Source organism: Tsukamurella paurometabola, from assembly GCF_900631615.1.
Taxonomy (GTDB): domain Bacteria; phylum Actinomycetota; class Actinomycetes; order Mycobacteriales; family Mycobacteriaceae; genus Tsukamurella; species Tsukamurella paurometabola_A.
In genome coordinates this window covers 610225-622106 of the sequence record NZ_LR131273.1, presented here as the reverse complement: position 1 = coordinate 622106, position 11882 = coordinate 610225, and the positions used below count along the sequence as shown (strand labels likewise).

Annotated in this window: 11 protein-coding genes; 6 read left to right on the top strand and 5 right to left on the bottom strand. The window is 70.8% G+C overall.

What is annotated here, in order from left to right:
- The first annotated feature begins 2 nt into the window (after positions 1-2).
- A complete protein-coding gene (locus ELY19_RS03250) occupies positions 3-1865 on the top strand; it encodes an acetoacetate--CoA ligase (RefSeq protein ID WP_126194922.1) in 1863 nt (620 codons plus the stop codon).
- Here ELY19_RS03250 and ELY19_RS03245 read toward each other — a convergent pair whose 3' ends face one another.
- A complete protein-coding gene (locus ELY19_RS03245; protein WP_126194921.1) occupies positions 1866-3104 on the bottom strand; it encodes a DUF7373 family lipoprotein in 1239 nt (412 codons plus the stop codon).
- A 202-nt stretch (positions 3105-3306) separates the two neighbouring features.
- Here ELY19_RS03245 and ELY19_RS03240 point away from each other — a divergent pair, with 202 nt between their 5' ends.
- Positions 3307-4425 carry a DUF7373 family lipoprotein gene (locus tag ELY19_RS03240; RefSeq protein WP_164711497.1) on the top strand — a complete coding sequence of 373 codons (1119 nt, stop codon included), beginning with the start codon at positions 3307-3309 and terminating at the stop codon, positions 4423-4425.
- Positions 4426-4437: 12 nt separating this feature from the next.
- A complete protein-coding gene (locus ELY19_RS03235) occupies positions 4438-5616 on the top strand; it encodes a DUF7373 family lipoprotein (RefSeq protein ID WP_126194919.1) in 1179 nt (392 codons plus the stop codon).
- 6 nt (positions 5617-5622) lie between these two features.
- On the opposite strand, the gene ELY19_RS03230 is transcribed toward ELY19_RS03235, so the two are convergent.
- From ELY19_RS03230 to ELY19_RS03220, 3 genes are all read right to left on the bottom strand, one after another.
- Positions 5623-5805 (bottom strand): endo-1,4-beta-xylanase, encoded by a 183-nt coding sequence (locus tag ELY19_RS03230; RefSeq protein WP_126198670.1) that lies wholly within the window; start codon positions 5803-5805, stop codon positions 5623-5625.
- Between the two features lie 123 nt (positions 5806-5928).
- The gene (locus tag ELY19_RS03225) at positions 5929-6312 is read right to left on the bottom strand and encodes a DUF4189 domain-containing protein (protein WP_126194918.1); all 384 of its coding nucleotides are present in this window, start codon (positions 6310-6312) and stop codon (positions 5929-5931) included.
- A gap of 55 nt (positions 6313-6367) precedes the next feature.
- On the bottom strand, positions 6368-7153 hold the full coding sequence (locus ELY19_RS03220) for an LppX_LprAFG lipoprotein (protein ID WP_126194917.1): 786 nt from the start codon (positions 7151-7153) through the stop codon (positions 6368-6370).
- 272 nt (positions 7154-7425) lie between these two features.
- Between ELY19_RS03220 and sucC the strand changes: the two genes are divergently transcribed.
- Positions 7426-8589: an ADP-forming succinate--CoA ligase subunit beta gene (sucC, locus tag ELY19_RS03215; protein WP_126194916.1), complete on the top strand. Its 1164-nt coding sequence runs from the start codon at positions 7426-7428 to the stop codon at positions 8587-8589.
- A gap of 16 nt (positions 8590-8605) precedes the next feature.
- Positions 8606-9508, top strand: a complete 903-nt coding sequence (gene sucD / locus ELY19_RS03210) for a succinate--CoA ligase subunit alpha (protein ID WP_126194915.1) — start codon at positions 8606-8608, stop codon at positions 9506-9508.
- 127 nt (positions 9509-9635) lie between these two features.
- On the opposite strand, the gene ELY19_RS03205 is transcribed toward sucD, so the two are convergent.
- The gene (locus ELY19_RS03205; protein ID WP_126194914.1) at positions 9636-10868 is read right to left on the bottom strand and encodes an MFS transporter; all 1233 of its coding nucleotides are present in this window, start codon (positions 10866-10868) and stop codon (positions 9636-9638) included.
- 69 nt (positions 10869-10937) lie between these two features.
- On the opposite strand from ELY19_RS03205, the gene ELY19_RS03200 reads away from it, so the two are divergent.
- On the top strand, positions 10938-11810 hold the full coding sequence (locus tag ELY19_RS03200; RefSeq protein ID WP_126194913.1) for a LysR family transcriptional regulator: 873 nt from the start codon (positions 10938-10940) through the stop codon (positions 11808-11810).
- Positions 11811-11882 lie beyond the last annotated feature (72 nt).

The window sequence follows — 11882 nt, the reverse complement described above, 5'->3', positions numbered from 1 at the left end:
GGGTGCATTCGATCGATCGCTTCGCAGAGTCCGTCGGCCTCCCCACGGGGGACTACGGCGCCGTGTACCAGTGGTCCGTGTCCGAGCCCGAGGCGTTCTGGGGCGCGGTGTGGGACTTCTTCGAGCTGGGGGAGCGGAGCGGCCCGGTGCTGGCGGCGCGGGAGATGCCCGGAGCCCGCTGGTTCCCCGAGGTGGAGCTGAACTACGTCGACCGGGTGCTGCGCTTCGCCTCACAGCCGGGCGCGGCGATCGTCGGTCTGTCGGACGACGGTGCGCGGGTGGAGATCCCGTGGTCGGAGTTGCCGGCGCGGGTCTCCGCGGTCGCGGAGCTGCTGCGCTCGCTGGGCGTGGGTGTGGGCGACACCGTCGCCGCGTATCTGCCCGACGAGCCGTTCGCGGTGCTGGCGTTTCTGGCGACGGCGTCGATCGGTGCCGTCTGGTCCGGCTGCGGGCAGGACTACGCCCCGGAGGGCGCCGCGGGCCGGATGGCGCAGCTGGAACCGAAGGTGCTCTTCGCCCGCGACGGCTACGCCTTCGGCGACAAGCGCATCGACAAGCGCGCCGACACCGCGGAACTCGCCGGGCTGCTGGGGGTTCCGGCCTCGCACGTCATCACGGAGCTGCCGGAGCCGGGCCCGGACACCCCGGAGCTGAAGCCCGTCCGGGTACCGTTCGATCACCCGCTGTGGGTCCTGTTCTCGTCGGGTACGACAGGTAAGCCCAAGGGCATCGTGCAGGGGCACGGCGGCATCCTCGTCGAGCATGTGAAGGTGCTCGGCCTGCACAACGAGATCGGCCCCGGCGATGTCTTCTTCTGGCACACCGCCCTGTCGTGGATGATGTGGAACTACCAGGTGGCCGGGCTGCTGGTGGGTGCCACGATCGTCACCTTCTCCGGCCACCCGCTGGCGCCGACGGCGGACCGGCTGTGGCAGGTGTGCGAGGACGAGAAGGTCACCTTCTTCGGCACCAGCCCCGGGCAACTGCAGGCCTCCCGCAAGGCAGGCCTGAACCCGGGCACCGAACACGCGTTGGTGCTCAAGACGATCGGCAGTACCGGCTCTCCGCTCGCGCCGGACCTGTTCACCTGGGTCGACGAGCACGTCGCCGCCGGACTGCCGGTGAGCTCCGTCTCCGGCGGTACGGACGTGTGCAGCGCGTTCTGCGGCGGCACCGCCTCGGTGCCGCACGTGCCGGGCGAGCTGACGGTGCGTTACCTCGGGTGCGCGCTGCAGGCGTGGGCGCCGGACCGGACGCCGCTGATCGGCGAGGTCGGCGAGATGGTCATCACCGTGCCGATGCCGTCGATGCCCACGAACTTCTGGAACGACCCGGGCGACGCGAAGTACCGCGCCGCCTACTTCGAGCACGAGTGGACCGACGGGATCGCGCCGAACGTGTGGCGCCACGGCGACTGGGTGGAGCTGACCGACCGCGGGTCGATCACCATCCACGGCCGCAGCGATGCGACGTTGAACCGCAACGGCATCCGCATGGGTTCCGCCGACATCTACGAGGTGGTCGAGGCCGTCCCCGAGGTCGCCGAGGCCATGGTCGTCGGCGTGGACGGGCCCGACGCGAAGTACTGGATGCCGATGTTCCTCACCCTCGTTCCCGGCAAGGAGCTGACGGAGGAGCTGGTGCAACGCATCCGCACCGATGTCCGCACCAGGCTCTCCCCGCGGCACGTGCCCGACGAGGTGATCCTGGCGCCGGGCATCCCGCACACCAAGACGGGGAAGAAGCTGGAGATCCCCGTGACCGGCATGCTCGCCGGCCGCGACGTGAACGTCGACCCGAAGTCCGTCGACGATCCGGACCTGCTCAGCTGGTACGAGGAGCAGGGCCGCGCCCACGTGTGGTGATCAGTTCTCGCCGACGGTCCTGTTGATCAGGTAGGTGGCGGAGATCGCCTGGCGGGCGAGGTCGAGGGTCGTCGACTCCGCCTGGAGGACGTACCGCCCGACCGTGGCGTAACACGTGTATGGCCGCGTGAGCACTGAGTCGTAGGTGCACCCCGCGTCGTCGCGGGACAGCCCTGGTACCTCGTACGCCTGGGTCGATCCGGGATCGACGCGGACCTCGACCAGGTAGACCTTCGCCGACGCCCGGTCCCGGGCGCGTAATACCGAAGTCCGGTTCGTCTTACCGATGAGATCGATGCCGTTGCGGGTCGCCACGCGGAGCCAGCCCGGATTGCGGTTGATCAGGTACGCCGTGCGTGCGGTGAAGTACCCGTCGCCCAGTTCGAACCCACTCGACAGTCCGAAGGCCGTCCTGGTCTTGTTCTGGTTGTCGTTCTGCGACTCGAGCGTGCGCGACATGATCCCGTCCCGGTCCATCGGAACGGCTGGAATCACGACGCTGGAGAGCGCGATCGACGGGCGATACGTGCGGGCGCGCTCCAGTTGGGAGGTGAGCCCGCGGATCGCCAGGTCCGCACTGTCGGTGCCGCGCGTAGTCGCCCACACGAGGGCGACGAGGTTGTTCACCGGCGCAGCGACGACGGTCTTGGTCACCCCGCCGCCGCTCGCGCTCGACACCAGGACGGCGCCGGGGATGCGCGCCAGCGCCGCGGGTGCGGGTGGGTCCGCCCGGAGCGTGATCACCGCCTTCTCGGCGCCCGCATCGGTGGAGAAGCGCAGGAGTGTCGCCGACAGTTGGGTCCTAGGCGTGGTCGCAGAATCGCCGGCGGTGCTCATGAACCCGACGTCGAACTTCGTGTTCAGTTCCAGACTTGCAGCCTTGGCGGGCGGGATCCCGCCGACCGGGACGCCGCGCAGGCTGTTCCTCTCGATGATCTGGCCGATCCGGAGGAGCGGCCCGCCGGCACCCTCGAACTCGTCGGTGACCAGCGCAGTCAGGGCGGCGTCCACGTCGGACGGTGCGATGACGGCGTCCGCGAGGATCATGCCCTCCTGCTGCCACGCGTCGGCGGCGGACTCCGCGGTGACGGTGCGCGGTGTGGTCGGGAAGTTCCCCGGGTCGAGTCTCGCCACGGTGGTCTCGGCGACCGGCGTGCCGGCCACCACCGTGGAGCAGGCCGAGACCAGCGCGGCGACGAGAGCGATAGCGGGCGGCGCGGCGCCGAGACGTGTGTTCATGGTCCCCCCGAACTCCGACACATCGAGTATTCGGGCCGGCGGCCAGGGGCGCCCGGCGACCCGGACATTCGTGTTCGAATCGCAACAGTGCGCCCGTTGAGTCTTGGGAGACGCTGAAGTCCGGCTTGCCGGCCTGGCGTCAGGTGCTCGCGGCGGAATGTCCGATCAGGGCACAATACGGACTGTGTACCGCGCTCCACTCGTGATAGCCGCACTCGCGGCCCTGCTGGTCGCCGGGTGCGCCACGACGGTCGACGGGACCGCGACCGCACCGGCGTCGATCTCGTCCGCCTCTGCGATTCCGTCCGGACTGGATACCGGTGACTTCCCGACCGAGCCCGCGACGGTCCGCCAGGGGGACGTCGACACCGCGTGGATCACCGAGGGCAACCGGATGCTGGAGGCCATCGTGCTGCCGTCGGACGTGGACCCGGCTCTCGGGGCGGAGGTGGCCGGGCAGGAGGCGGCGCCAACGCTGACGACGGCCGATGTGACCGCCGTGCCGGACGCGCTGCGTTCACCTCTGACTCGGATGAAGGTCGGGGTCGCGCTCGCACGGGCGGACCGACCCCAGGCGGCCGAGCGGGAGCTGCGGATCGGGCTCTACCGGTTCGACGACTCCTCGATCGCGCGTCAGGTCGTCGATTCCGAGTCCTTCGAGCAGCGGCCCCTGCCGCGCGTGACCGTCGCCGGGGCAGGCGAGGGCGCGGTGGCGGAGACCGCGCCCGGGACGGTGGATGCGTTCCTCGCGGTCGGGCCCCTCGTCGTGCACGTCCACGCCCGGGCGAAGGACACCGCAGCGGCCACGGTGCTGGCGGAGCGGACCGTAGCCCGCCAATTGCCCGTGCTGCGGGCGTTCACGCCGACCCGGACGGACCGCATCGCGGCGATCCCCGTCGACGAGCCCGGCGTGCTGCGGCGCACCGTCTGGATGACCGGCCCTCCCCGTGACGCGATCCGGTGGATAGGCGCGCTGACGATGCCGATGTACGAACGGCGCGTGGGAGACCCCGTCGGTACGCAGAAGCTCCGCGCGGCCGGCGTGGACGCGGTCGGGTGGAACCTCGGCCGGCTCTACCGCGCCAGGGACGAGGCGGCGGCCCGCGGGCTGCGCCCCGATCCTGCGAGGAACCCGGCGATCACCGCGGTCGGCGGAGTGCCGCAGCTCGGCGATGCCGTGGCCTGCTACACCCACCAGGGCGGCGACCCCTTCTGCGACGTCGTCGTGGGCCGGTACTTCGCCCGGATACCTGCGGGTACGGTGACGTTCGCGCGGCAGGCCGCCGCCGCGCAATGGGTGATCCTGACCACGAATCCGTAGGGGGACGAGACCATGGGCCGACGCAGTCGCACGGCGCTGTCGATCGCGATGACCGCCGCCCTGGCAGCGGGCTGCAGCACGACGGTCGCAGGCACCGCCGTGCCGGATCCGAGTGAACCGGCGGTCGCGCTGGACACCGGTGGAATCTCCACCAGGACCCGGACACCGGAGACCTCGGAGGCCCAGCAGAAGGTCCTGGCGTCGAACGTCCTGGCCGAGAAGACGCTGTACGCCTGGGACATCGATCCGGCCTACGTCGAGCTCCGGTCGTTCGGCGTCCGCGCCGTCGCCCAGGCGTCCAACCTGTCGGACACGGTCGACGATGCGGACGGCGCCGCGATCGGCAGGCGGGGCCTGCTGTACGGATTCGTATCGGGCCGGACCAATAACGCCGCCGGGGAGTGGGACGGCCTGTCCTCGGCGGTGCTCCGGATGGCGGACGACGCCGCGGCCCGGGGAGCGCTGGACGATCACCGGACGCGTGTGGGCGCCGCGGCCGAGAAGATCGGCGACCGGTCGGACATCGTCGTGACCAGGTTCGCCCCGCGCGGCTCCGCGACGACCACCGGCTACCGGGTTCACGCGATCGCCGGGTCGCATCTCATCGTGATCAACACCAAGGCGGTCGACCCGGTCAAGGCGCGCGACCAGGCGGTCTCCGCCGCGGACCGCCAGCGGGACCTGCTGGCCGGCTTCGACTCCCCCGGGGCGGACCGCGTCGCGGCCCTGCCCGCGGACAAGGACGGGATCGTCAGCCGCACGGTCGCCCCGGAGGCGCTGGAACAGGGCACGATGACCCTCGACTACGGATTCCGGGAGGGAAGCGCACTGCTCCACTGGGACACCGACCCCATCGCCTCGGCGCGCCTGTTCGAGGAAGCCGGGATCGATCTGACCGGCATGGGAAGGAATGTCGTCCACCGCGCACGGGACGCGTCGGCGGCCAAACGCTTCGTGCAGGGGGCGAGTAACCTGCTGAGCAAGGAGGAGGAGTCGACCGAGTTCACGATCGACGGGCTTCCCGCCGCGAAGTGCCGCTCGTACAAGGTCAGAGGGCTCATCGACATGGAAGCCAGATACACCTGCTACGTGAGCAGTGGCCGTTACGTAGCGGAATATCTGGACACCCAGATCGCGCGCGTCAAACAGGTCACCGCGGCCGGCTACCTCATCCTGCGCCGCGCGGGGTAGGCCCGGTCAGCGGAAGGCGGCGCGCAGCGCCTCCCAGGCGGGCTTGGGACGGTAGTCCCGGTCCAGGAGGTTGGCGCTGCCGTAGCCGGAGAAGGTGTCCGGGTAGTCGGTGATCCAGGAGCGGCGGTCGGTGAAGGCCCTCACCGTCATTCCGGTGCACCGACTCAGTTCCCGGCACAGGCCGGCCATCGTCGAGTACACGCGCGCCTGCCGCTGCAGGTCGGCGTCGGCGCCACTTCCGCGAGCGTACCGAGAACGGCAGAGGCGGCACCGTCGGGCATCGACGGTGCCGCCCTGCGCTACCGGACCTGGTCAGAGGTGGCCGGACGTGCACTGCCAGACCTTGATGGTCCCGCCGCCGGCGAGTGAGGTCGCGCTGCGCTGCGCTGCGTAGAGGGAGCGGCCGGTGCCGCCCTGGAAGCGGGTACGGGTCTCCGCGACGGCGCCGCAGCCGTTCGCGAAGGAGGCGAGGACCCGGCAGCTGCCCCAGCCGCACGAGTTCAGGGCGGCGCGCTCGGCGGCGGCGCGGGACGGGTAGTCCCACGACCGGCCCGACGCGCCGTTGCTGGCGACGGCGATGGCGCCGAAGTTGACCGCCGCGTTCGCGGCGGGGGCCGCCACGGCGACCTGGATGCCGCCCGCGACACTCGCGGTGGCGACGGCGGCGACGAACGCCTTCCGGGTGAGCGTCTTCATGGTGGTGCCTTTCTCAGGGCTCTCGGGGGAGAGATGGGGAAACGGTGGTGGGTGATCAGCGCGGCAGTGACTCGCCGGCCTCGGGCTTGTCGGTGGCCTCGATCGGGGTCACGTTCGGCTTGGTGACCGTGACCTTCTCGCCCCACTTCGAGAAGGTGAGCGTGATGGTGCCCTCGGTGGAGGGCTTGACCTCGATGCGGACGAGCTGCTTGTCCCCGGAGTTCTGGACCCACAGGGTGGTGGGGACCGGGACGCTCTTGTCCGGGTCGACGCGCGAACCGGAGATCGCCGCGATCTCGGTGGCGGGCACGGTGCCGGTGATCTTGGTGGTCTCCTGGCCGTCGATCGTCTCGGTGCCCGCGGCCTTCGCGCCGGTGACCTTCGTGAGGATGTTCGGGATGCCGCGCTTCTCGTCGAAGAGCGCGGAGACGTCGTAGATCGAGGCGCCGTCGCCGTAGTCGACGTACTTGTCGCCGAGGATCGCGGCGTACATCTTCCCGTCGACGTAGGTGAACCTGCCCTCGGAGGTGCCGCCGATGTCGATCGTCGCGGTGCCGGTCGCCTGCGTGACGGGCTTGACCTGGAGGTCACCGTCGACCTTGGTGACGGGGAGGTTGGGCACCTTGCCTGCCACGGCGACGGTGAAGTGGGTGGTCGTGACCTTCTTCGAGGCCTCGGCGGCCGAGGACAGCAGGGCGGAGGCGTCCGCGGCGGAGGCGGACGCGGCGGGCGTGTCCGAGCCGTTCGACGGCGTGCCCTTGTCGGCGCAGCCGGTGAGCACGACGCTCAGCGCGACGGCAGCCGAGGCCGCGATGAGGGCGGGGCGGGAAGTGCGCTTCATGGGTGTGGTTCTCCTTCAGTGGGACTGAGGAGAGCATCGGCGGCGGGCCTTAACCGGTGCTTGCCGTCGCCTGAAGCGCCGCGCGGGGCCGATTGCCTGGGCGGATCCCAAAACTTACCGACGGGTAGGTTGCGAAGACTGATAACCGCAGGTCAAGTGAGATACGTCATTGAACAAGGGTCGGCGCCCGAGCGGATTCGCGGAGGCATAGAGTCGACTCCGGACCCGTGAAGACTGCGGGTGGACCGAGTAACCAGACAGATGGTGAGCTGATGGATCTCTTCGAATACCAAGCGAAGGAACTGTTCGTCAAGCACGGCGTGCCTACCTCGGCCGGCCGCGTGACGGACAATGTCGCCGACGCCCGCGCGATCGCCGAGGAAATCGGCAAGCCGGTGATGGTCAAGGCGCAGGTCAAGGTGGGTGGCCGCGGCAAGGCCGGCGGCGTGAAGTACTCCGCCGACGCCGATGCGGCGCAGGCCAACGCCGAGGCCATCCTGGGCCTGGACATCAAGGGTCACGTCGTCAAGAAGCTGCTGGTGGCCGAGGCGAGCGACATCGCCGAGGAGTACTACATCTCCTTCCTGCTCGACCGCGCGAACCGCACCTACCTGGCCATGTGCTCGGTCGAGGGCGGCGTGGAGATCGAGGTCACCGCCGAGGAGAACCCGGACGCGCTGGCGAAGATCGCCGTCGACGCGACCAAGGGCGTCGACGTGGCCTTCGCGCGCCAGATCGCCGAGGCCGGCAAGCTGCCCGCCGAGGTGCTCGACGCCGCGGCCGTGACCATCGCCAAGCTGTGGGAGGTGTTCGTCAAGGAGGACGCCACCCTGGTCGAGGTCAACCCGCTCGTCCGCACGCCGGACGACCAGATCCTCGCGCTGGACGGCAAGGTCTCGCTGGACGACAACGCCGACTTCCGCCACCCCGATCACGAGGCCTTCGCCGACGCCGGGTCCACCGACCCGCTCGAGCTCAAGGCCAAGGAGAACGACCTCAACTACGTCAAGCTCGACGGCCAGGTCGGCGTCATCGGCAACGGTGCGGGCCTCGTCATGTCGACCCTCGACGTGGTCGCCTACGCCGGCGAGAACCACGGCGGCGTCAAGCCCGCCAACTTCCTCGACATCGGCGGCGGCGCCTCGGCCGAGGTCATGGCCGCCGGCCTCGACGTCATCCTCGGCGACGAGCAGGTCAAGAGCGTCTTCGTCAACGTCTTCGGTGGCATCACGGCGTGCGACGCCGTGGCCAACGGCATCGTCGGCGCCCTGAACACGCTGGGCGACACGGCCTCCAAGCCGCTCGTCGTGCGCCTCGACGGCAACAAGGTCGAGGAGGGCCGGGCGATCCTGGCCGCCGCGAACCACCCGCTGGTGACGCTCGCGGAGACCATGGACGAAGGCGCCGACAAGGCCGCCGAGCTGGCGAACAAGTAAGGGAGACAACAGAAAAATGGCTATCTTCCTGACCAAGGACAACAAGGTCATCGTCCAGGGCATCACCGGCGGCGAGGGCACCAAGCACACCGCGCTGATGCTCAAGGCCGGCACCAACGTCGTGGGCGGCGTGAACGCGCGCAAGGCGGGCACCACCGTCAAGCACGTCGACAAGGACGGCAACGACATCGAGCTCCCCGTCTTCGGCTCCGTCGCCGAGGCCATGGAGAAGACCGGCGCCGACACGTCGATCGCGTTCGTTCCGCCGGCGTTCTCCAAGGACGCCATCGTCGAGGCCATCGACGCCGAGATCCCGCTCCTGGTGGTCATCACCGAGGGCATCCCGGTGCAGGACTCGGCGTACGCCTGGGCCTACAACGTGGAGAAGGGCAACAAGACCCGCATCATCGGCCCGAACTGCCCCGGCATCATCACCCCGGGCGAGGCCCTCGTCGGCATCACCCCGGCCAACATCACCGGCACCGGCCCCGTCGGCCTCGTGTCGAAGTCGGGCACGCTGACCTACCAGATGATGTACGAGCTGCGCGATTTCGGCTTCTCCACCGCCATCGGCATCGGCGGCGACCCGGTGATCGGCACCACCCACATCGACGCCATCGAGGCGTTCGAGAAGGACCCGAACACCAAGCTCATCGTCATGATCGGCGAGATCGGCGGCGACGCCGAGGAGCGCGCCGCGGCGTACATCCAGGCCAACGTCACCAAGCCCGTCGTGGGCTACGTGGCCGGCTTCACCGCTCCCGAGGGCAAGACCATGGGCCACGCCGGCGCCATCGTCTCCGGCTCCTCGGGTACGGCCGCCGCGAAGAAGGAGGCCCTCGAGGCCGCCGGCGTCAAGGTGGGCAAGACCCCGTCCGAGACCGCCGCTCTCGCCCGCGAGATCCTGCAGTCGCTGTAACCGCAGCGTATTCGGTCCACGACCCCGCCTCCCGTCCGGGAGGCGGGGTCGTCCCGTATCCCGGGTAGGCGCGCAGCTGTGCCTTCCGGCGGCGCCGGCCCGGCGCGTCCGGGGGGAGCCGCGCCGCTCAGGCGCACACGTCAGCGGGTGCCGCCGCTACCCCGACCCGGCGGAAGGCGAGGTACAGGACCAGCGCCGCGGCGGCGAGGCCCGCGCCCAACAGGCACGCGCCGGTCCAACCGGCGAGCGGCCACAGCGCGGCGGTCGCCGCGGAACCCAGTGTGCCGCCGAGGAAGAACGTGCCCATGAAGACCGCGTTGATCCGTCCGCGCGCCTCCGGCCGCAGCGAGAAGACCACCGCCTGCGACGAGTTCAGAGCCGCCTGCTGGCCGATGCCCATGAGCGCCAGCCCCACGATCAGCGCGGGCAGGCCGATCCCGCCGCCGGCCGGGATCATGAGCAGCCACGCCGCGGCCTGCAGGCCCAGTCCGCCCGCGGTGAGCACGGCGCCGTGGCCGCGGTCGACGAACTTCCCGATCGTCGGGCCCGAGAGTGCGCCGACCGCACCGAGGAGCCCGATCGCGCCGATCGACGCGGGCGTCCACCCGTAGCGCGGGCCGGCCAGCAGGAAGGTCACGGCGGCGCCCTGCACCATGAACGAACCGAGCGCGAGGCCGATCAGCACCGCGCGCAGGCGCAACACCGGTAGTTCGCGCACGAGCCCGGCCATCGAGACCAGCAGCGCGCGGTAGCCCGCCGGGGTCAGGCCCGGCCGGCCCGGATCGTGCCGGGGGAGCGCGCGGGACAGGGCCGCGGCGACGGCGACCAGGAGCGCCGCGAGGACGAGGTACGGGGCGCGCCAGCCGGCGAGGTCGGACAGCACGCCGGACAGGAACCGGCTCACGACGGTGCCCAGCACCAAACCGCTCATCACGATGCCGACCGCGCGGGCCTGATGCTCCGGTCCCGCCAACTCCGCCGCGTACGGCACGATCACCTGGGCACCGACCGACGTGATCGCGGCGACGGTCGCCGCGGCCAGCAGCACCCCGCCCGACGGAGCGGCGCCCGCGAGCACCAGCGCTGCCGCCGTGACGAGCAGCAACGCCAGCGCCAGCGGGCGGCGCCGCACCGCGTCGGCCATCGGCACCAGCAGGAGCAGGCCGACCGCGTACCCCGCCTGCGCGGCGGTGACCAGCATCCCGGCCGCGGTCTCGGACATCCCGAGCCGGTCCTGCAGCAGGCCCAGGATCGGATGCGCCAGGTAGTTCCCGGCCACCGACAGCCCCGTCGCGAGGGCCATGAGGCGGAGCAGGCCGGGCGCGGCCGCGGCGGTGTGCGGCGTGGTCGTGGTGGTCATGCTTCCACTGTCGCCGCTAGCGCATCATGCGTCCAACGTATGATTTCGATGAAATGATCTCTCTAGGAGATGGTCGATGGAGCTGCGCAGCTGCGGTACGTGATCGCGGTGTCCGAGACGCTGAACTTCACCCGCGCCGCCGAACGATGCCACGTCGTGCAGTCCGCGCTCAGCCATCGCATCGCAGCGCTCGAGAAGGAACTCGGCGCGCGCCTGTTCGATCGCACCAACCGCTCCGTCCGGCTCACGAGGGCCGGCGAGGCCTTCCTCCCGCACGCCCGGGCCGCACTCGCCGCCACCGAGCGCGCCGCCGACGAGGTCGCCGCGACCCTCGGCGGGGTCCGCGGCACCGTGACCGTCGGGATGATCCCCACGTTCACCGCCTTCGACGTGGTCGACGTCCTGCGCACGTACCGCGCCGCCTATCCCGACGCCACGGTCCGGCTGCGCAGCGGCCCCAGCGAGGACCTCATCGAGGACGTGCGTACCGGCACAGTCGACCTGGCCCTTCTCGGCGTGCCCGACGGCTTCTCCACCGCCGGCGTCGTCGCCCGACGGCTCGCCGTCGACCACCTCGTGCTCGTCGTCCCCGAGGCCGAGCGGGTCGACGGTCCGCTCACCCTCGCCGCGACCGCCGATCGCCCGTTCGCCGACTACCCCGCCGGCGGCGCCGGCCGCGCCGAATCCGACCAGGCCTTCGAGCGCGCGGGCGTCCGGCGCACCGTCGCCTTCGAGGTGGACCGCTCCGAGACCATGCTCGAACTCATCGCCGCCGGGCTGTGCGTCGGGACGGCCGCGCGGGAGACGGTGCCCGACGGTGCCGGGCTCGCCGTGGTCCCCCTCGTCGACGGCCCCACCCGCTCCCAGCTGCTGGTGCACTCCATGCTGCTGAGCCCCGCGGCCCGGGCGCTGCTGACCGTCGTGGACCAGCACACTCGATGAGCTGAATCGGGTTGCCGTCGGACAGCGTGTATAGGGTGGTGGCGTACTGGCTCCGTGCGGAGCCGCGTCGAC